Origin of the sequence: Streptomyces sp. NPDC051907, from assembly GCF_040681075.1 — a bacterium.
Classification (GTDB): domain Bacteria; phylum Actinomycetota; class Actinomycetes; order Streptomycetales; family Streptomycetaceae; genus Streptomyces.
In genome coordinates, this window is record NZ_JBFAYB010000010.1 from 78,813 (window position 1) to 98,595 (window position 19,783).

Here is a 19,783-nt window from a genome sequence, read left to right on the forward strand (position 1 = left end):
GGCTGGCCACGGCTCCTGAGGGCTCTATAGCGCTCGCCCCCTAGAGCGAGGGCTCAGAGCAGGGGCTCCGTCCCCGGGCCGGGGTCGAGGTCCGTCTCCTCGAAGACCAGCAGCGTGCGCGTCGACAGCACCTCCGGGATGGACTGCAGCCTGGTCAGGACCAGCTCGCGCAGCGTGCGGTTGTCCGATGTGTGCACCAGAAGCAGCACGTCGAAGTCTCCGCTGACCAGAGCGATGTGGACCGCCCCCGGCAGCGCCTGGAGCTGCTCGCGCACCGTGCGCCAAGAGTTCTGAACGATCTTGAGCGTGATGTAGGCGGAGGCGCCCTGGCCCGCCCGCTCGTGGTTCACGCGTGCGCTGAAGCCCCGGATCACCCCGTCGTCGATGAGACGGTTGATACGGGAGTAGGCGTTCGCGCGCGACACGTGCACCCGTTCGGCCACGGAGCGGATCGACGCACGGCCGTCCGACTGCAAGATCCGCAGGATGTCCCGGTCGATCGCGTCGAGCGGACGCGCTGGAGGCCCTTGCTCCGCGCGGTCCCCGCCTTCAGCCATTTGTTCAGCTGCCATGTCCCCCCGCCTCCCTAGCATGGACGACCTGTCTCTATCCCAAGCTGTGGAGAACCGTTTGTCCACAGGCTGAAGCCGCCTGTAGCCAAAATGCGTCCACGACCGAACAATCGGTAGGTGAGGCGGGCCACACTCGCGTGCCGTCTTCGTCGTCGCTCCCACGAGGAGGTGCTCGCGTTGAGAAAGAGCAGCATGACGGTCCAGGAGCTGCCCGGTGCCGCCGCCGGCTACCGGCCGACCCCGCCCCCGGCGTGGAAGCCCCGTACCGACCCTGCGCCCCTGCTTCCGGACCCGGAGCCGTACCGCGTGCTCGGCACGGACGCCGCGGCCGAGGCCGACCCCGAGCTGCTGCTGCGGCTGTACGCCCAGCTGGTGCGCGGCCGCAGGTACAACGCCCAGGCGACCGCTCTGACCAAGCAGGGCCGGCTCGCCGTCTACCCGTCGAGCACCGGACAGGAGGCGTGCGAGGTGGCGGCGGCGCTGGCGCTGGAAGAGCGGGACTGGCTCTTTCCCAGCTACCGCGACACCCTCGCGGCCGTCGCACGCGGCCTGGACCCCGTGCAGGCGCTGACCCTGCTGCGGGGCGACTGGCACACCGGGTACGACCCGCACGAGCACCGCATAGCGCCCCTGTGCACCCCGCTCGCCACCCAGCTGCCGCACGCCGTGGGCCTGGCGCACGCGGCCCGGCTCAAGGGCGACGACGTCGTCGCACTCGCCATGGTCGGCGACGGCGGCACCAGCGAAGGCGACTTCCACGAGGCGTTGAACTTCGCCGCGGTATGGCAGTCGCCCGTCGTCTTCCTCGTGCAGAACAACGGCTTCGCGATCTCCGTCCCGCTGGCCAAGCAGACCGCCGCGCCCTCCCTGGCCCACAAGGCCGTCGGGTACGGCATGCCGGGCCGGCTCGTCGACGGGAACGACGCCGCGGCCGTGCACGAGGTCGTCTCCGAGGCCGTGGCGCGAGCCAGGCGCGGCGGCGGACCGACGCTGATCGAGGCTGTCACCTATCGCATAGACGCCCACACGAACGCCGACGACGCCACGCGCTACCGCGGCGACGGAGAGGTCGAGGCCTGGCGCGCGCACGATCCGATCCGACTGCTGGAGCGGGAGTTGACGGAGCGAGGGCTGCTCGACGAGAGCGCGAAGCAGGCGGCGGCGGACGCGGCCGAGACGATGGCGGCCGACCTGCGCGAGCGGATGAACGCCGACCCGGTGCTCAACCCGATGGACCTGTTCGCGCATGTCTACGCCGAGCAGACCAGCCAGCTGCGCGAGCAGGCGGCGCAGCTGCAGGCCGAGCTCGATGCCGAAGGAGAGGCGAGATGACCACCGCCGCGGTGAAGCCCGCCTCCATGGCGCAGGCCCTGCAGCGCGCGATGCGCGACGCGATGGCCGAGGACCCGACCGTCCACGTGATGGGGGAGGACGTCGGCACGCTCGGCGGAGTCTTCCGGGTCACGGACGGACTCGCCAAGGAGTTCGGCGAAGACCGCTGTACGGACACCCCGCTCGCGGAGGCCGGCATCCTCGGCACCGCCGTGGGCATGGCGATGTACGGACTGCGGCCGGTCGTCGAGATGCAGTTCGACGCCTTTGCCTATCCCGCGTTCGAGCAGCTGATCAGCCATGTCGCGCGGATGCGGAACCGCACGCGGGGCGGGATGGCGATGCCGATCACCGTGCGCGTGCCGTACGGCGGCGGAATCGGCGGCGTCGAGCACCACAGCGACTCGTCCGAGGCGTACTACATGGCGACTCCGGGGCTCCATGTCGTCACGCCCGCGACGGTCGAGGACGCCTATGGGCTGCTGCGGGCCTCGATCGCCTCCGACGACCCCGTGGTCTTCCTGGAGCCCAAGCGGCTGTACTGGTCGAAGGCGCAGTGGTCGCCGGAGGCGCCGACCGCGGTCGAGCCGATAGGCCGGGCCGTCGTCCGGCGCTCCGGGCGCAGTGCCACGCTCATCACCTATGGGCCGTCCGTGCCGGTGTGCATGGAGGCCGCGGAGGCCGCCGCGGCCGAGGGCTGGGACCTCGAGGTCGTCGATCTGCGCTCGCTGGTGCCCTTCGACGACGAGACGGTCTGCGCGTCCGTGCGGCGCACGGGCCGGGCGATCGTGGTCCACGAGTCGACCGGGTTCGGCGGCCCCGGCGGAGAGATAGCCGCCCGGGTGACGGAGCGCTGCTTCCATCACCTGGAGGCGCCGGTGCTGCGGGTCGCGGGATTCGATATTCCCTATCCGCCGCCGATGCTGGAGCGGCACCATCTGCCGGGAGTGGACCGTGTGCTCGACGCGGTCGCACGGCTGCAGTGGGAGGCGGACAGCTGATGGCCCAGGTTCTCGAATTCAAGCTCCCCGACCTCGGGGAGGGGCTGACCGAGGCGGAGATCGTTCGCTGGCTGGTGGCCGTGGGCGACGTCGTCGCCATCGACCAGCCGGTCGTCGAGGTGGAGACGGCCAAGGCGATGGTCGAGGTGCCGTGCCCCTACGGGGGCGTGGTGACCGCGCGGTTCGGCGAGGAGGGCACGGAGCTTCCGGTGGGCGCCCCGCTGTTGACCGTCGCCGTCGGCGCGGTCGATCTGGGCGGCGCGGCGGGCACGGGCTCCGGTCCCGGGCAGTCGGCTCAGACCGCCCCCGCGAACGGATCCGGATCCGCGGGCTCGGCAGGGCCGGCGGGCTCCGCGAGCTCCGACGGTTCAGCCGCCGAGTCCTCCGGCAACGTCCTCGTGGGCTATGGGACGGGAGCGCCCGCAGCGCGCCGACGGCGGATACGTCCGTCCGCGCCCGCCAAGGCCCCGGCCGCCGTCGCGGCGCAGGCTGCCGCTCCCGCCGCGGCGCCCGCTCGGCGAGCGGCCGGCGTGGGCGTGGCACCAGGGGGGCCGGTGCCGGTCATCTCGCCGCTCGTCCGCAAGCTCGCCCGGGAGAACGGTCTCGATCTGCGGCAGTTGAGCGGGTCCGGGCCGGAGGGCCTGATCCTGCGGGCCGACGTCGAGTACGCCGTGCGCGCCGGTGGGACGGCCGTCGCGCAGGAGCCCGTGACCGCGCCCGCGTCCGCGCCTGTCGCCGCTTCGGCGTCGGCCGGGGCGCAGCCGCGCGGGGAGCGCATACCGCTGCGCGGGGTCCGCGGCGCCGTCGCCGACAAGCTGTCCCGCAGCCGGCGCGAGATACCCGACGCCACCTGCTGGGTGGACGCCGACGCGACCGAGTTGATGGCCGCGCGCGCCTCCATGAACGCCGCGGGCGGACCGAAGATCTCGCTCCTCGCGCTGCTCGCCCGGATCTGCACGGCCGCCCTCGCCCGCCACCCGGAGCTCAACTCCACGGTGGACATGGAGGCCAGGGAGATCGTGCGGCTGTCCGAGGTGAACCTCGGGTTCGCGGCGCAGACCGACCGAGGCCTGGTCGTCCCCGTCGTACGGGATGCTCACCGGCTGTCGGCCGAGGCGCTGACCGCGGAGTTCGCCCGGCTGACGGACGTGGCCCGGGAGGGCCGGCTGACCCCGGCGGATCTGACGGGCGGGACGTTCACGCTGAACAACTACGGCGTGTTCGGCGTCGACGGCTCCACGCCGATCATCAATCACCCGGAGGCGGCCATGCTCGGGGTGGGGCGGATCGTGCCCAAGCCATGGGTGCACCAGGGCGAGCTGGCCGTACGCCAGGTCGTCCAGCTCTCCCTGACCTTCGACCACCGGGTCTGCGACGGCGGCACCGCGGGCGGCTTCCTGCGGTATGTGGCCGACTGCGTCGAGCACCCCTCCGTGCTGCTGCGCACCCTCTAGACGTTCTGAGTCCGGCGGGCCCCACCGGTCCGTCGGTCCGCAGAACGAGATCCACCGAACGAGATCCGCAGAAGGAGACAGACCCCACAGAGATCGAATCGGGGCTCCCCGCCCACACGATCGCGGCTCATACTTCAGGGATGACCGCGTATGACGCCATCGTGCTCGCCGGCGGCGCCGCCAAGCGCCTCGGCGGCGCCGACAAACCGGCGGTGAGCGTGGGCGGGCGGGCGCTGCTCGACCGTGTGCTCGGAGTCTGCTGTGACGCCGGGCGCACCGTCGTCGTCGGCGGACGCCGGGCCACAGCGCGTCCCGTGCTCTGGGCGCGCGAGGACCCCCCTGGCGGCGGGCCGCTCCCCGCGCTCGACGCGGGAGTCCGGCAGGCGCAGGCCGAAGCCGTCCTCGTGCTCTCGGCCGATCTCCCGTTCCTGGGCGAGGGAACGGTCCGACAGCTCCTCGACGCCCTGGCCGCCGGCGGGCGAGACGCCGTCCTGCTCACCGACCCCGACGGCCGTGACCAGCCGCTTGTGGCCGCCTACCGCACCGAGCCGCTCCGCCGTGGACTGGGCGCGCTCGCGGCCGAGCACGGGAGCCTGACCGGGCTCCCCCTGCGGCTGCTGACACAGGAACTCGATCTCGCCCGGGTCTCCGCGGACCCCCTCGCCTCCTTCGACTGCGACACCTGGGAGGACATCTCCGCAGCCCGAGCCCGCATCAGGGAGCATGGGAACGTGCTGGACGAATGGATCACCGCAGTCAAGGACGAGCTGGGCATCGAACTCGACGTCGACACCGGCGTCCTGCTCGACCTCGCTCGCGACGCCGCGCACGGCGTGGCCCGCCCCGCCGCGCCGCTCACCACCTTCCTGGTCGGCTACGCCGCGGCCAAGGCGGGCGACGGCAGCCCGGAGGCGGTCGCGGAGGCCGCCCGCAAGGCCGTCGCGCTCGCCGCGCGCTGGGCAAAGGAAGCCGAGCAGGGCAGCGGGTCGGAGCCGGCCCCCGGCAGCGGTGGCTCCTCCGCGACCGGCGAGGCCGAGGCAGGATGAATGGTCGAGGGCACGAGGTGGACGCCGTGAACGGCATGGGCGAGGACGATCTGGACGGAGTCGAGGACGCCCTCGCGCTGGTCGGCAGGCAGACACGGCAGGAGCCCGGCGCCCGGCCACGGCCAGAAGGCGCCGCCGCGCCCGGTCACGGCCCGAACTCCGGCGAGCACACCGGTGAGCGCCCGAGCCCAGGCTCGAGCCCGGCCACCGCCGAGCACCCGAACTCCGGCGAGCGCCCCAACTCCGGCGAGCACCTGGCCACCGGACAGCACCAGGCCACCGGTGAGCGCCCGGCCACCGCCCGGCACCCGAACCCAGGCGAGAACCAGGCCACCGGAGAGCGCCCGAACCCCGGCGAGCACCCGGCCTCCGCCGAGCACCCGAACTCCGCCTCGCACCCCGCCTCCGCCTCGCGCCCCACCACCGCCCCGCATGCCGCCGCGACCCCCGACCGGAACCCCGGCGGGCGCCCGCCAGGCGATGCGGATTCCGGCGCGGATCCCGGCACGAAGCAGACAGACGACGCCGGCACACCCCACGACCCGGTGCCCGGCTCCCAGCCTGCCGCTGCCCGGCAGCGCGCCACTCCCTGGCCGCAGGCGCGCGCCCTCGCCGCCCGGATCGGCCGTGCCGCGCCCTCCCGAGCCGGCCATGTGCCGCTCGGTCAGGCCCTCGGCCGGACGCTCGCCGAGCCGCTCAACGCGCTCTGCGACCTGCCTTCCTTCGACACCTCCGCCATGGACGGCTGGGCAGTGGCGGGCCCCGGCCCCTGGACGATCCAGGAGGGCGACTCGATCCTCGCCGGGCACGGCGCGAGCGCCCCCCTCCCCGACGGCGCCGCCGTGCGGATCGCCACCGGCGCCCGCATCCCGCCCGAGGCCACCGCCGTGATCCGCAGCGAGCACGCCCGCGTCGACGCGGGCAAGGGCCAGCTGCACGCGGAACGCCAGGTGACCCACGGTCAGGACATCCGGCCGAGGAGCCAGGAGTGCCGCTCAGGCGAGCAACTTATGCCCGCAGCAAGCATGGTGACCCCGGCTGTGGTGGGCCTCGCCGCCGCGGCGGGCTACGACGAGCTGCTCGTCGTAGCCCGCCCGCGCGTCGAGGTCCTCGTGCTCGGCGACGAGCTTCTGACGGCCGGACTTCCGCACAACGGCCTCATCCGCGACGCGCTCGGCCCGATGATCGGCCCCTGGCTGCGGGCCCTCGGGGCCGAAGTGATCGCCACCCGGCGACTCGGCGACGATGCGGCAGCCCTCCATGAGGCCGTCGCCGCCTCGGACGCCGACCTTCTGATCACCACCGGCGGCACGGCCTCCGGCCCCGTCGACCACGTCCACCCCGTGCTGCGGAAGGCGGGCGCGGAACTGCTGGTCGACTCCGTCGCCGTACGCCCCGGCCATCCGATGCTGCTGGCGCGCCTCGCCCCGGACGCCGGCCGCCCGGCCCGGCATCTGGTCGGCCTGCCGGGCAATCCCCTCGCGGCCGTCTCCGGGCTGCTCACGCTCGCCGAGCCGCTGCTGCGGGGGCTGGCGGGCCGGCAGGACCCCGTCGCGTACAGCGTGCCGGTACGCGACGACGTGCACGGACATCCGTATGACACACGCCTCGTGCCCATCGTGCACCGCGGCGACCAGATCGCACCGCTGCACTACAACGGGCCGGCGATGCTGCGCGGGATCGCCGCCGCGGACGGCCTCGCGGTCGTCTTGCCGGGTGGGGCGCGGTCCGGGGACGAGCTGGAGGTCCTCGATCTTCCCTGGACGCCGATAAGCGCGTCGAACGTGCCGGGCACGTCCGACGCGCCGGGCGCCGACGGAGGATGTTTCACGTGAAACTTCCCGGTCAGGACACCATTGCCCGGGGAGCGGACGAGCATCTCGTCACCAGCCGGGTGAAACTCCCCCGTCGCGTCATCGAGCGCCCGCTGCGCCAGGTCGGCAAGCGGCTGCTGATGGCTCTGGGCGTGCTCATACTCACGGTGATGCTCGTCTGGATCGACCGTGAGGGCTACCACGACAACGCCGACGAGTCGGTCGACTTCCTCGACGCGGTCTACTACGCGACCGTCACCCTCTCCACCACGGGCTACGGCGACATCGTCCCGTACAGCGACGGGGCCCGGCTCATCAACGTGCTGCTGATCACGCCGCTGCGCGTGCTCTTTCTGATCATCCTGGTCGGCACCACCCTGGAGGTCCTCACCGAGCGGACCCGGGAGGAATGGCGGCTCAACCGCTGGAGGCTTCGCTTGCGTGACCACACCGTCGTCTGCGGCTTCGGCACCAAGGGCCGTTCGGCGATACAGACACTGACGGCCACGGGCCTGAGTCCCGAGCAGATCATCGTGGTCGACCCCAGCGGCAAGGTGATCGAGGCGGCGAACGCCATGGGCTTCGCGGGCGTCGTCGGCGATGCGACCCGCAGCGATGTGCTGCTCAGGGCCGAGTTGCAGCGGGCGCGTCAGGTCGTCATCGCCACGCAGCGCGACGACACGGCCGTACTGGTGACGTTGACGGCCCGGCAGCTCAACCGCGGCGCGAAGATCGTCGCCGCGGTGCGGGAAGAGGAGAACGCGCCGCTGCTCAAGCAGTCCGGCGCGGACGCGGTCATCACCAGCGCCAGCGCCGCGGGCCGACTGCTGGGCCTGTCCGTGCTCAGCCCCAGCGCGGGCGAGGTGATGGAGGACCTGATCCAGCAGGGCAGCGGTCTCGATCTGATCGAGAGGCCGGTGATAAAGGCGGAGGTGGGCCGCAGCGTCCGGGAGACGGACGACCTGGTGGTGAGCGTGCTGCGCGGTCACCGGCTGCTGGGGTACGACGACCCGGCGGCGAGTCCGTTGCAGCTCACCGACCGCGTCATCACCATCGTGCGTGCCGCGAACAAGTCGGCGGAAGGTCTGCCGGAGTAGCCTCGCCGCCATGCATGCGATCACGATTCCCGAACCTGGCGGTCCCGAGGCGCTCGTCTGGGCCGAGGCCCCCGATCCCGTGCCCGGCGAGGGAGAAGTCCTCGTCGAGGTCGTCGCGAGCGCCGTCAACCGCGCCGATGTGCTCCAGCGCCAGGGCTTCTACGATCCGCCGCCCGGCGCCAGCGCGTACCCCGGGCTCGAGTGCTCGGGCCGGATCGTCGCGCTGGGGCCCGGGGTGTCCGGCTGGGCGGTGGGCGACGAGGTGTGCGCGCTGCTGGCGGGCGGCGGGTACGCGCAGAAGGTCGCCGTCCCCGTGGGACAGCTGCTGCCGGTGCCGGAGGGGCTCGATCTGGTGACGGCGGCGGCGCTGCCCGAGGTGACGGCGACGGTGTGGTCGAACGTATTCATGATCGCGCACCTGCGGCCGGGGGAGACGCTGCTGGTCCACGGCGGTGCGAGCGGAATCGGCACGATGGCGGTCCAGCTCGCCAAGGCGGTGGGCGCGCGCGTGGCGGTCACGGCGGGCGGACCCCAGAAGCTGGCGCGCTGCGCCGAGCTGGGCGCGGACATCCTGATCGACTACCGCGAGCAGGACTTCGTGGAGGAGATCCGCAAGGCGACCGACGGGGCAGGGGCGGACGTAATCCTCGACATCGTCGGGGCGAAGTACCTCGACCGCAATGTGAAGGCGCTGGCCGTGAACGGCCGGCTCGCGGTGATCGGCCTCCAGGGCGGGGTCAAGGGCGAGCTGAACCTGTCGGCGCTGCTGAAGAAGCGCGCGGCGATCACGGCGACCTCGCTGCGGGCCCGCCCGTTGGGCGAGAAGGCGGCGATCGTGGCCGCGGTGCGGGAGCACGTCTGGCCGCTGATCGGCGCGGGGCGCGTACGGGCCGTGGTGGACCGTCAGGTGCCCCTGGACAACGCGGCGGAGGCGCACCGGGTGATGGAGTCGGGCGCCCACGTGGGGAAGATCCTGCTGGTGGCCCCGACGCAGTGACCGAGCGGCGACGAGGTGCGGGGGCGTACGGCTGCCCCCGCACCACGTCCCGCACCACACCCTCGCACCACGCCCCTGTACCACGCCTCGGCGGCCGACGAAGGGCAGCGGCGCCTTCAAGAGCGCTCACGAACCGCCCGTACGGGCCCGAGCGGACTGACGAGCGGACTGACTAGAGGTACGGGCCCGAGCGGATCGCGCCGTGCGGGGACTCGTCGTCCTCGTGCGAGGCGCCGGGCGGAAGAGCGCGGCGCATCTGCTCCAACTGGGCGCGGGCCGCCATCTGCTGTGCGAACAGAGCCGTCTGGATGCCGTGGAACAGGCCCTCCAGCCAGCCCACCAACTGAGCCTGAGCGATGCGCAGTTCCGCCTCGGAGGGGATCGCCTCGTCGGTGAAGGGGAGGGAGAGGCGCTCGAGTTCCTCGACGAGCTCCGGGGCGAGGCCGTCCTCCAGCTCCTTGACCGAGCTGTGGTGGATCTCCTTGAGCCTGACGCGGCTCGCCTCGTCCAGAGGAGCCGCTCTGACTTCTTCCAGCAACTGCTTGATCATGCTGCCGATCCGCATGACCTTCGCAGGCTGTTCGACCATTTCCGTCACCGGGACCTCACGCGACTCGTCGTCACCGTTACCGCCGCCGACTGCCATTCCGTCCTGTCCCACGACAAGGATGTGGGGGCTCTCCTGCGACCGTTCATTCCTCGGCATCTCCATGCCGCCATTCTCTCGCACGTGTGCGTCACCACACGGTGTGCCCCCGTACGAGGGTGATCCACCCTCGTACGGGGGCACAAAACGGCTGGCTATGGCCGTCGAGACCCGTTCCGGCCCGTCAGGAGGTCCGGAGCCCGGCAGAGCCCGCCCGGGGCCACTAGGCCGTTCGGGTGCCGTCAGCAGCCGTACTGGCCGCTGACGGCACCCTCCCGTCCCTTATAGGTCCTCCGGGGCTCCAGGGCCCTTTCCGAGCCCTTCGGCGCTGCTCCCGTCAGGTCGCCTCGCGGCGGGCCAGGGCGCCGCGCGAGCGGGTCACCAGCGCCGCCAAGAGCGCCGCGCCCACCGGGACCGCGACGAGCAGGGCCGCCAGAGTCGGCCAGGGCACCACGATCGGGACGTACGGCGCCGCGTCGGCGCCATAGCCCTCGTCCAGCGCCTTCTGGTGCCACGTCTCCTGTTGGCGCTGCTCGGTGAGACGCAACCCGATCGCCGGCAGTACGCCGGCCGCCGAGCCCAGCAGCACGCCCATGATCGCCACCACGCCGCACTGGAACCCGCTGAGCGTCCTGCGCACGCGCGGCGGCGCGCCGACCGCGGCCAGCGTCTTGAGATCCGCCTCGGCGTCCGCCTGTGCCAGGCCCGTGGCGATGCCCGCCGCGCCGATGGTGATCAGTCCGGCGAAGATGGTCAGCGACAGCAGGACGATGTTGTTCTCGCTGGTGTAGCCCTCCTCCACACGGAGGCTGATGTTCGAGCCGGTCTTGTCCAGCTCGCTCTCGAGCCGCTGGCGCTGCTCGGTGCTCGGCAGCTTGTCGGTGGAGAAGTAGGCCCCCAGGGGAGCCGTCTTCAGGCCCGCCGTCTTGACCGCCGAGGGCGGCACGATCATCGAGAAGCCATAGGAGTCGATCGTGTCGCTGACCTGGTGGGCGGCCAGCTTCTTCACCTCGCCCGGCGCCTCCTTGCCCGCGCTCGCCGCTTCCTGGGCAGCCTTGGCGTCGGTGATCAGACGGAGGGCGACCGTGCCGTCCTTGTGGAGGTTTTGCTTGTCGAACGAGACGATCTTGCCGGCTGCCAGCGCTTTCTCCGCTTCCGGGTCCTCGATCTCGAGGATCTTCAGCAGATTGGCGTCGGCGACCATGACACCGGCGTTGATGTAGTTGCCCCCGCCGAACACGCGGCTCGTGCAGCGCCAGTCCTTGTTGAGCTTGCGACGCTCGGCCACGGTGAACTTCTCCGCGGGGTCCTCGTCCGGCCTGGCCGGGTCGGTCTTGTACAGCGGGCACTCGTTCTCGTCGGGCACGATCACTTCGTAGTGACCGCAGCCCTCCTTGTCCGAGTACATCGGGCAGTTGGGATTGCCGACGGCGATCCGGTCCACATCGGCGCGGACGTCGATGGGCAGCATCTTCTGCACGGTGGCCCGCACCCCCGGGACGTCCCGGCCGCCGTCCTCTTCGAGGATCACGGAGACCGCGCCGTGCGGGAGCTCGGCCCGGTACTCCGCCTCGCCCTGGGCGTCCGTGCTCGCCGTGTACGTCGCGACGGCCACGGTGCCCGCGACGGCGGCCAGGACCGCGGCGACGGCAGGAGCCGTACGTCCCCGGTTGCGCACCGCGTCCCGCAGAGCCAGGCGCGGCGAGAGCGGAAGGATGCGGCCGACCCGGCCGAACAGCCCCACCAGGGCGGGGGTGAGCGCGACCACGCCCAGCTCCGCGATGGCGCTGCCGCCGGCGACGATGAGGAACTCGTCGGACATGATCGAGCCGTACAGCGCGATCACCGCGCCCAGAATCGTCGCGATCAGTCCGATCACCGGCAGCACCCGGTTGCTCTTGCGCACTCCGCGGCGGCCGGTGAGGGAGGCCAGCACGGTCTGACGAGAGGAGGTGATCGCCGGGACGATCGCCGCGAGCACACCCGTCAGCACGGCCAGCAGGCCGATGCCGAGCAGTTCGAGCGGACGGATGTCGAAGCTGCCGAAGCGCTTGCCCAGGTAGTCCTCGAGCCACGGTTGCAGTGCGAAGGTGAGGGCTATGCCGAGGACCGTGCCGATCACGGCCGCGGCCGCGCCGATCACCAGACCGCCGCCCAGGACGATGGCGCGGATATGACGGCGGTCGCCGCCGTTCGCGCCGACCAGGCCGAGCTGGCGGCGCGAGCGCCGGGCGCCGACCGCGAACGCGGGCCCTGCCAGCAGGCAGATCTCCAGCATGGCGAGGCCGACGACGGTGCCGAGCGCGGCGAGCTCTGCCGCCTGGGCGGCCGTGCTCTGCTTCCAGCTGCCCCAGCCGTCCTTCTGGAAGAGCGGCACCTCGGAGTCAGCGGGCGGGTCGAGGGCCACGGCGCGCGAAACGACCGTCACGCCCTTGGTGTTGGCCTCCTGGACCATGTTCCACGTGAAACCACCGGACAAGCCCACCAGGTAGGTGGTGGTCGACTCCGTGCCGGGAAGGCCGGCCTTCTCCAGAGCCTTGTCCAGCGGAGCGAGAAGGGCGCCCGGGAGGGCGTTGACCTGGTCGGTCTTCAGGGAGTCGGGGAGCTCGTACGAGCCGACGATCTTGTACTCGCGGTCGAAGCCGCGTGCCGTGAGCGTGCCGCCCACCTTCAGCCCGCTGGACTCCAGGAAGTGGGTCGTCGCGGCGACCTCGTCCGGCTTCTGCGGCAGTCGGCCGCTGTCGAGGACCATGATGCCCTTGGCCAGCGGGTCCGAGGACTTGAGCTCACGGATCTCGGTGTTCAGCAGTCCGTGCGTGGTCTTCAGCTTCGCCGAGCCGGAGGTGTCCGTCAGCGAGGTCGAGCCCTCGGGCATCGCCTTGGTGACGTTCGTCTCGCCGTCCGGCCACGGCTTGTTGTCGTAGTCGTCCGACGCCGGGGCCATGTTCTGGCCGTCCGGGCTCTGCAGGATGGGCGTGCCGCCCGTCTGGGCGTCGGAGATCTGGGCGTCGGCCGCGCCCAGCGTGCGCTCGAGCTTCTGCTCGGCGGAGAGCTCGGCGCTGCGCACGGTCAGGTCCGCGGCGCTCACGCCGAGGATCGGCAGGGCGATCATCGCGAGGACGAGGAAGCTGCGTCCCTTGGAGCGCCAGGCGTCGCGGCGGGCGATCCGCAGGGCGGCCCGCCAGGAGTGGTACCAGGCGTTCACAGTTCGGCCGCCTGGCCGAGGAGGGAGTCAGCCTGGCTGCGCACGGTCTGGTCGACGACCCCGCCGTCGCGGAGGAAGACCACCCGGTCCGCCCAGGCGGCGAAGCGCGGCTCGTGCGTGACGAGGATGCCGGCCGCGCCCGCGTCGCAGCGGGAGCGCAGCAGGGCGAGCACGGACTCGCCGGTCTCGGAGTCCAGCGCACCGGTCGGCTCGTCGGCGAGCACGAGGCGGCGGTCGCCGACGAGGGCGCGCGCGATGGCGACGCGCTGCTGCTGGCCGCCGGACATCTCGTCGGGGAAGCGGTCGGCCAGGTGGCCGAGCTCCATCTCCTCCAGCGCGGCGACGGCTTCGACGCGGGCCTTGCGGGCGGAGACGCCGTCGAGCTCGCGGGGCAGGGACACGTTCTCGGCGGCGGTGAGCGCGGGGATGAGGTTGTAGTCCTGGAAGACGTACCCGATGCTGCGGCGTCGCAGGGCGGCCAGCGTCTTGCGGTCGCCGGTGGTGATGTCGGTGTTCTCGACGATCACGCGTCCCGAGCTGGGGCTGTCGAGTCCGCCGGCGATGGTGAGCAGCGTCGACTTGCCGGAGCCCGAGGGGCCCATGACGGCGACGAGTTCACCGGGGAAGACGTCGAGGTCGATGCCGCGCAGAGCGTGCACCTCGGTGGCACCGCTGCCGTGTACGCGGGTGACGGCCTGCATCTGGAGCACGGGCTGCTGTGACGCCTGTGACTGGCGTGACATCTGGGACTTCTGATCGGACATGGGTGGGTCCCCCTTGGACGTACGCGAACGCACGAGCGGATGTACAGGAGAAAGCGGAGTGGAAGGAGAGTCGGTGGTGCGGAGACGCTCAGAGACGGGCGGCGGGGCGCCCGTCCCGCCCGGCGAGTGGGGCTTCGGCCGGATGAGCGGGCGGAGCCGTCGTCCCGGAGGCTCTGGGAGCGAAGCCCCCGAAGGAGGCTTTCGCCCCGGGAGGCTCTGGAGTGGAGGCTCTTGGAACGGAGGCTCTCGGCACGGCGGTTCGTGGAACGGCAGCCGGTGGACGGGAGCCGGAGGGTGGTGCCGGTAGCCGGTAGCCGGTAGCCGGTAGCCGGTAGCCGGTAGCCGGTAGCCGGTAGCCGGTAGCCGGTAGCCGGAGGGCGGAAGCGGGCCGACGGACGCGTCCGGGCCGGAAGCCGCCCCGCTGGAAGCCGCCCCGCCGGGAGCGGTCGACCGGAGGCCGGTCCACCGCAGCCGCCCCGGGCCGTGTGGGGCGGCGAGCTAGGTCGGTCGTGTGGGTCGTGCGCGTTGTGCGGGCTGCCCTCCCCGTGCGGACGCCGAGGTCGCCGGCTGGGTCGCGGGTGCGATCAGGGGAGGTGTCGCGGCCTTCGTGGGCCCGGCTCCCCGCTCGGCCGCCGCGGAGAGCCTGATGAGCCGCACTTCGCAGTGGTCGAGCCAGCGCGCCTCGGCCTCGGTCTGGAAGATCAGCTGCTCCAGGACGAGCAGCCAGGCCACGTCGTCGCGCTCCTGAGAGCCTCCGCTCTCGATCGCGGCGAGCGCCTGGGCCTTGAGCCGGGTGTAGTCCTGCATCGCCTTCACGGTGTGGTGGCGCTGGGACTGGATGACGTTGCGGATGTCCACGCCGGGTGCGCCGACCGCCATGGCGAGCTTGATCGAGAGCTCGTCGCGGGGCGGGCTGGTCCGGTCCACGGGCGTCTCGAACCAGCTCTTCAGCTCGGTGCGGCCGCTCTCGGTGATGACGTACAGCGCGTGGCCGGCGTCGTCCTCGCCGCTCTGGGCGACCATGCCGTCGCGTTCGAGGCGGTTGAGGGTCGTGTACACCTGGCCGACGTTGAGCGGCCAGGTGGCCCCTGTGCGGGACTCGAACTCCGTACGGAGCTGAGAGCCGTAGCGAGGGCCGTGCTCAAGGAGGGCGAGAAGCCCGTGGCGGATGGACATACTCAGTATGTATACCGAGTATGCCCGTCCTGGCAACCGTCCTGAGGCGGACCCTGGGCATACGTCCTGAGTCGGACGAGAAGATCACCGGCGGCGCAGGCGCACCCCGAGGAAGCCGATTCCCAGCCCCATGAGCGCCATCCCGACCCCCAGCGACAGGGGCGAGATCTGGTGCCTGACCGGCTGCGGGAGGGCCTGAGGCCCCTGGTCGCGAGCCGCGGCGGGCACCGTCCGGATCGGCGTGGGGGTCGGCGGTGCGACGCTCGCCGCAGGCGCCTCCTCCTCCAGTGCCTCGTCCTCCGTAAGGGGGGCCTCCGGTTCCGGCGGGCGCGTACGGGAGGGCGTGGTGGAGGCGGACGCGGGACGCGAAGCGGAGCCGGAAGGGGGCGCGGAACGGGTCGGGGAGTCGGACGCGCGTCCCGGCTTCGCGGACGGTCCGCGGCTGCGGTCCGCGTCCCCCTCCCGCGGAACCTTCCGCCCGGGCCGCGGCCGGCCCTCCCCGGCCGGCCGGCCGGCGAGCGACGAGGCGGCCGTGGGCTTGGCCGTGGGCGTGGGGCGGGGGCTCTCGCGCTCCTCGGCGCTCACAGCCCGCGGGTTCTCGCGCTGGTCCGCCTGCGCGGGGCGCGGACGGCTCTCGCGATCCTCCGCGTGGGCGGGCAGGACGGTCAGTACGGCCAGAGGCGGCAACAGCAAGGAAGCGAACGTGACAGCGCACCGCGTGCGGAGCTTCGGAGCCACCGGGTGACCCCCTCCCGTGCCGGGCTAGCCGAGGTCGAGATACCGATTCGGATATCGGACTCAGCGTCACATGCCATGAGACTTCTGGCATCTCGGGCGGTTGGGCAGTACACCGGACGAGATGACGGCCGTACGCGCATACGAACGGCCCGGCACGCGGTGCGCGTGCCGGGCCGTTCGTGTCCGTGTCACTGGATCGGCGGACCCCGTCCAAGAGCCCGTCCAAGAGCCCCGCCCCGAAGCCCCCCGAAGGCCGATGCCCGCCGAAGCGGGGACGGTCATTCCGGGAACGGCTGCTCAGGGAACGGCTGCTCAGGGGACGGCTGTTCAGACAGTTCCTCGGACGGCTACTCCGGATCGCCGGTGGAGACCTCGATGGTGAAGGAGGCGTTCTCCTCGTCGATGTCCGAGCCGGCGATCGGGAACTGCGAGACGACGACGTCCTCGCCCCACTGGTTGTTCGCCTTCGCCTTCACGTCGAGCTTCCAGCCCATCGTCGCGGCGCACGCCTTGACCGAGAGGATGTCCTTGAAGACGAAGTCCGGAGCCACGACCTTGGACGGGTCGTAGCGGCTCTCGTTGGCGTCGGAGCATTCCTCCGCCTTCATCGTGCGGTGCCGCTCCGGGCCCTTGTGGCCGGCCACGGCCGACTCGCTCGTGCCCGGGTCCGCCGTGCCGCCCTCCGGCTCGTCGTCCTTGTTCAGCGCGATCGCGGTGATCAGACCGCCGATCGCCAGAATGGCGACCGCGATGGCGCCGACGATGACCGGGGTGTTCCGCTTGCCGCCGCCGCCCGCGCTCCCCTGGTGGTGCTGGGGCTGCGGCTGCGGCGAGATCGTGTACGGAGGCGGCGTCGAGGCCATCGGGCCGGACGCGGGCGTCTGGTACGCCGGGGCGGGCGCGGGCGCCTGCGGGTAGCCGTACTGCGGCGTGGGCGCGGGCGTCGGCGGGCCGTACGGGTTCGGCTGGGGCTGGTAGGGCGTCTGCAGGCTCTGCGGCGCCGGCGTCTGCTGGTCCAGCGGCGGGAAGACCGCGGAGCCGACGCCCGCACCGCTGGTCGACGGCGCGCCGCCGATGATGACCGGTGCGCCGGTCTGCCCGGCGCTCGCCACCCGGGCGCACTCGTCGCGCATGGCGGCGGCGCTCGGGAAGCGCTCGTTCGGGTTCTTCTTCAGCGCCCGTGCGACCAGGGCGTCCATCGCCGGGGTGACGGAGCGGTTGATCGAGGACGGAGCGACCGGCTCCTCCTGCACATGCGCGTACGCGATGGCCAGCGGAGAGTCCGCGTCGAAGGGGATGCGTCCGGTCAGCAGCTGGAAGAGCATGATGCCGACGGAGTAGAGGTCGGACCGCGCGTCGACGCCGCGGCCGAGCGCCTGCTCGGGCGACAGATACTGCGGCGTGCCGACGACCATGCCGGTCTGCGTCATGGAGGTGACGCCCGACTGCATGGCGCGGGCGATGCCGAAGTCCATGACCTTGACCACACCGCGCTTGGTCATCATCACGTTGCCGGGCTTGATGTCGCGGTGGACCAGGCCCATCTCGTGGCTGGTCTCCAGCGCGGCGAGCACATCGGCGGTGACCTTGAGCGCCTTGTCCGCCGGCATCGCGCCGTACTGCGCGACGTCCGCCTGGAGCACGGATCCCAGCGGCTGGCCCTCGACGTACTCCATGACGATGTACGGCATCAGCGAGCCGTCGAGCTCGTCCTCGCCGGTGTCGAAGACGGACACGATGTTGGTGTGCGACAGCTTGGCGACGGCCTGCGCCTCGCGCCGGAACCGCTCGCGGAAGGACTGCTCGCGCCCCAGCTCCGTATGGAGCGTCTTGATGGCGACCTGGCGGTCCAGGGCGCTGTCGTACGCCAGGTAGACGGAGGCCATGCCGCCTTCGCCGAGCAGGTCGCGTAGCTGATACCGGCCGCCCGCTACGGAACCACCCGCATAGCGGCCCTGTGCGCCGTCCTGGCTCATGACTGTGCATCCCCCTCGGCGCGAAGGCCCCGTGGCCCGCGATGGTTCGCGTTGATCCGTGCTTCGTCGTACGTGCTTGGTCGTACGTGCTTCGTCGTACGTGATCCGTATTACGGGGCAAGTCTGCCCGAGGGGTCGGACACGTCAAGCCAGGCGCCCGTTCCGTGACCGTACGCACAACAAGCGTCTCGGAAGCGTTACAGGAAACCCATGGAATTTGCATGGCCGAGAGGGCAGAGGGTTTGATGACCGGTCCATCTGTAATCGGACACGCCACGTGAAGGCTGTAGCGTGACGTGACACAGGACCCTTGAGGACCCCAGCGAAGACCCGCACGCATAGTAGGCACGCGGACAGATACGACGGCGAGGACTGATGGCACCCGAACCCGAGGCAAGCGGCGGCGGAGTGCCCGATTCGGTGGATGCCTGGGGCAACGGCGGATTGGTGGGCGACGGCCGCTACCGGCTGACGCACCGCCTCGGCCGCGGCGGCATGGCCGAGGTGTTCGCGGCGGAGGACGTACGGCTGGGCCGCACGGTCGCCGTCAAGCTGCTCCGCGCGGATCTGGCCGAGGACCCCGTCTCCAAGGCGCGCTTCACCCGTGAGGCGCAGTCGGTGGCCGGTCTCAACCACCACGCGGTGGTGGCGGTCTACGACTCGGGCGAGGACGCGGTGGGCGGCCAGACCGTCCCCTACATCGTGATGGAGCTCGTCGAGGGCCGCACGATCCGCGATCTGCTGGTCAACGCCGAGGCCCCGCCGCCGGAGCAGGCGCTGATCATCGTCTCGGGCGTGCTGGAGGCGCTGGCCTACTCGCACCAGCACGGCATCGTGCACCGCGACATCAAGCCCGCGAACGTGATCATCACCCACTCCGGCGCCGTGAAGGTGATGGACTTCGGCATCGCGCGCGCTCTGCACGGCGCGCAGTCGACGATGACCCAGACCGGCATGGTCATGGGCACGCCGCAGTACCTCTCCCCCGAGCAGGCGCTGGGCAAGGCGGTCGACCACCGCTCCGATCTGTACGCGACCGGCTGTCTGCTGTACGAACTGCTGGCGCTGCGGCCCCCGTTCACCGGCGAGACCCCGCTCTCGGTCGTCTACCAGCACGTCCAGGACATCCCGGTGCCGCCGTCCGAGGTCTCGGACGTCTCGCCGCCGGAGCTGGACGGCATGGTGATGCGCTCGCTCGCGAAGGACCCGGACGACCGGTTCCAGAGCGCCGAGGAGATGCGCGGCCTGGTGCAGTACGCGCTGCAGATGCTCCAGCAGCAGGGCGGCCACACGGGCGCGTGGAACACCGGCCCGGTCGAGATGCACGAGGGCCCCGGCACCCCCGCGCGGGGGATGACCGGGCCGACGGCCATGCACCACCCGATGCACGGTGAGACCTCGCAGAGTCCGATCCTGCCGCCGAGGAACCCCGACGACGGGGCGTACGGCGGCGGCTATGGCGGGTACGACGGCGGCCAGCGGGACGGCGGGCGCGGCGGCAAGGGCGGCCGTGGCAAGGCGGTGCTGTTCGCCGTGCTGGCGGTGATCGCTATAGCGGTCGGCATCGCGTTCGCGCTGGACAAGACGGCTGACACCGGCAAGACGCCGAACGACAAGACGTCGGTCACCCAGACGCCGTCGACGCCGCAGGACACGCCGACGCCGACCGACGAGGAGACCGAGCAGAGCGAGTCGCCGGACCCGACGAACGGCAACCAGTCGCCGTCGTACTCGCCGTCGTACCGGCCCTCGTTCACGCCGAGCACCAAGCCGACGCCGACGACCGAGCCGACGGACAAGCCGACGACGGCCGACCCGACCGAGCCGACGGACGACCCGACGACGGCCGACCCGACGCTGCCGACGGACGAGCCGACGACGGACCCGACGGGGAACCCGGCAGACCCGGGCGAGAACAACGGCTGAGGACGCACGCGGGGGCTGCGGCGACTTCTCGCCCGGCCC

General features: G+C 71.9%; 15 protein-coding genes. 8 read left to right on the forward strand and 7 right to left on the reverse strand.

Annotated features, from left to right (window positions below; genetic code table 11):
• Positions 1 to 53: 53 nt before the first annotated feature.
• On the reverse strand, positions 54 to 557 hold the full coding sequence (locus AB0M39_RS09470; RefSeq protein WP_365362042.1) for an Lrp/AsnC family transcriptional regulator: 504 nt from the start codon (positions 555 to 557) through the stop codon (positions 54 to 56).
• A gap of 207 nt (positions 558 to 764) precedes the next feature.
• On the opposite strand from AB0M39_RS09470, the gene pdhA reads away from it, so the two are divergent.
• From pdhA to AB0M39_RS09505, 7 genes are all read left to right on the forward strand, one after another.
• Positions 765 to 1,904 (forward strand): pyruvate dehydrogenase (acetyl-transferring) E1 component subunit alpha, encoded by a 1,140-nt coding sequence (gene pdhA, locus AB0M39_RS09475; protein WP_365362044.1) that lies wholly within the window; start codon positions 765 to 767, stop codon positions 1,902 to 1,904.
• Positions 1,901 to 2,905 (forward strand): alpha-ketoacid dehydrogenase subunit beta, encoded by a 1,005-nt coding sequence (locus AB0M39_RS09480; protein WP_365361945.1) that lies wholly within the window; start codon positions 1,901 to 1,903, stop codon positions 2,903 to 2,905. The genes pdhA and AB0M39_RS09480 overlap by 4 nt, the downstream gene beginning before the upstream one ends.
• The gene (locus AB0M39_RS09485) at positions 2,905 to 4,359 is read left to right on the forward strand and encodes a dihydrolipoamide acetyltransferase family protein (protein ID WP_365361948.1); all 1,455 of its coding nucleotides are present in this window, start codon (positions 2,905 to 2,907) and stop codon (positions 4,357 to 4,359) included. The genes AB0M39_RS09480 and AB0M39_RS09485 overlap by 1 nt, the downstream gene beginning before the upstream one ends.
• A 140-nt stretch (positions 4,360 to 4,499) precedes the next feature.
• Positions 4,500 to 5,405 (forward strand): NTP transferase domain-containing protein, encoded by a 906-nt coding sequence (locus AB0M39_RS09490; RefSeq protein WP_365361950.1) that lies wholly within the window; start codon positions 4,500 to 4,502, stop codon positions 5,403 to 5,405.
• Positions 5,406 to 5,422: 17 nt separating this feature from the next.
• On the forward strand, positions 5,423 to 7,240 hold the full coding sequence (locus AB0M39_RS09495) for a molybdopterin-binding protein (RefSeq protein ID WP_365361952.1): 1,818 nt from the start codon (positions 5,423 to 5,425) through the stop codon (positions 7,238 to 7,240).
• Positions 7,228 to 8,316, forward strand: a complete 1,089-nt coding sequence (locus tag AB0M39_RS09500; protein ID WP_365361954.1) for a potassium channel family protein — start codon at positions 7,228 to 7,230, stop codon at positions 8,314 to 8,316. The genes AB0M39_RS09495 and AB0M39_RS09500 overlap by 13 nt, the downstream gene beginning before the upstream one ends.
• 10 nt (positions 8,317 to 8,326) lie before the next feature.
• Positions 8,327 to 9,313 carry an NAD(P)H-quinone oxidoreductase gene (locus tag AB0M39_RS09505; RefSeq protein ID WP_365361956.1) on the forward strand — a complete coding sequence of 329 codons (987 nt, stop codon included), beginning with the start codon at positions 8,327 to 8,329 and terminating at the stop codon, positions 9,311 to 9,313.
• 172 nt (positions 9,314 to 9,485) lie between these two features.
• On the opposite strand, the gene AB0M39_RS09510 is transcribed toward AB0M39_RS09505, so the two are convergent.
• From AB0M39_RS09510 to AB0M39_RS09535, 6 genes are all read right to left on the reverse strand, one after another.
• Positions 9,486 to 10,025 carry a bacterial proteasome activator family protein gene (locus AB0M39_RS09510; protein ID WP_365361958.1) on the reverse strand — a complete coding sequence of 180 codons (540 nt, stop codon included), beginning with the start codon at positions 10,023 to 10,025 and terminating at the stop codon, positions 9,486 to 9,488.
• 271 nt (positions 10,026 to 10,296) lie between these two features.
• A complete protein-coding gene (locus tag AB0M39_RS09515; protein WP_365361960.1) occupies positions 10,297 to 13,164 on the reverse strand; it encodes an ABC transporter permease in 2,868 nt (955 codons plus the stop codon).
• The gene (locus AB0M39_RS09520; protein ID WP_365361962.1) at positions 13,161 to 13,928 is read right to left on the reverse strand and encodes an ABC transporter ATP-binding protein; all 768 of its coding nucleotides are present in this window, start codon (positions 13,926 to 13,928) and stop codon (positions 13,161 to 13,163) included. The genes AB0M39_RS09515 and AB0M39_RS09520 overlap by 4 nt, the downstream gene beginning before the upstream one ends.
• Before the next feature lie 498 nt (positions 13,929 to 14,426).
• Positions 14,427 to 15,104 (reverse strand): PadR family transcriptional regulator, encoded by a 678-nt coding sequence (locus AB0M39_RS09525; protein ID WP_365361964.1) that lies wholly within the window; start codon positions 15,102 to 15,104, stop codon positions 14,427 to 14,429.
• Positions 15,105 to 15,188: 84 nt separating this feature from the next.
• Positions 15,189 to 15,797: a hypothetical protein gene (locus AB0M39_RS09530; RefSeq protein ID WP_365361966.1), complete on the reverse strand. Its 609-nt coding sequence runs from the start codon at positions 15,795 to 15,797 to the stop codon at positions 15,189 to 15,191.
• Positions 15,798 to 16,189: 392 nt separating this feature from the next.
• Positions 16,190 to 17,818 carry a protein kinase gene (locus tag AB0M39_RS09535; RefSeq protein ID WP_365361968.1) on the reverse strand — a complete coding sequence of 543 codons (1,629 nt, stop codon included), beginning with the start codon at positions 17,816 to 17,818 and terminating at the stop codon, positions 16,190 to 16,192.
• 375 nt (positions 17,819 to 18,193) lie between these two features.
• On the opposite strand from AB0M39_RS09535, the gene AB0M39_RS09540 reads away from it, so the two are divergent.
• The gene (locus tag AB0M39_RS09540; protein ID WP_365361970.1) at positions 18,194 to 19,744 is read left to right on the forward strand and encodes a protein kinase; all 1,551 of its coding nucleotides are present in this window, start codon (positions 18,194 to 18,196) and stop codon (positions 19,742 to 19,744) included.
• Positions 19,745 to 19,783: the final 39 nt, after the last annotated feature.

What these genes read in the sequence shown, in the direction of transcription:
- AB0M39_RS09470 (WP_365362042.1), bottom strand. Translation starts at nt 557, where the DNA reads ATGGCTGAAGGCGGGGACCGCGCGGAGCAAGGGCCTCCAGCGCGTCCG.
- pdhA (WP_365362044.1), top strand. Translation starts at nt 765, where the DNA reads ATGACGGTCCAGGAGCTGCCCGGTGCCGCCGCCGGCTACCGGCCGACC.
- AB0M39_RS09480 (WP_365361945.1), top strand. Translation starts at nt 1,901, where the DNA reads ATGACCACCGCCGCGGTGAAGCCCGCCTCCATGGCGCAGGCCCTGCAG.
- AB0M39_RS09485 (WP_365361948.1), top strand. Translation starts at nt 2,905, where the DNA reads ATGGCCCAGGTTCTCGAATTCAAGCTCCCCGACCTCGGGGAGGGGCTG.
- AB0M39_RS09490 (WP_365361950.1), top strand. Translation starts at nt 4,500, where the DNA reads ATGACCGCGTATGACGCCATCGTGCTCGCCGGCGGCGCCGCCAAGCGC.
- AB0M39_RS09500 (WP_365361954.1), top strand. Translation starts at nt 7,228, where the DNA reads ATGTTTCACGTGAAACTTCCCGGTCAGGACACCATTGCCCGGGGAGCG.
- AB0M39_RS09505 (WP_365361956.1), top strand. Translation starts at nt 8,327, where the DNA reads ATGCATGCGATCACGATTCCCGAACCTGGCGGTCCCGAGGCGCTCGTC.
- AB0M39_RS09510 (WP_365361958.1), bottom strand. Translation starts at nt 10,025, where the DNA reads ATGGAGATGCCGAGGAATGAACGGTCGCAGGAGAGCCCCCACATCCTT.
- AB0M39_RS09520 (WP_365361962.1), bottom strand. Translation starts at nt 13,928, where the DNA reads ATGTCCGATCAGAAGTCCCAGATGTCACGCCAGTCACAGGCGTCACAG.
- AB0M39_RS09525 (WP_365361964.1), bottom strand. Translation starts at nt 15,104, where the DNA reads ATGTCCATCCGCCACGGGCTTCTCGCCCTCCTTGAGCACGGCCCTCGC.
- AB0M39_RS09535 (WP_365361968.1), bottom strand. Translation starts at nt 17,818, where the DNA reads ATGAGCCAGGACGGCGCACAGGGCCGCTATGCGGGTGGTTCCGTAGCG.
- AB0M39_RS09540 (WP_365361970.1), top strand. Translation starts at nt 18,194, where the DNA reads ATGGCACCCGAACCCGAGGCAAGCGGCGGCGGAGTGCCCGATTCGGTG.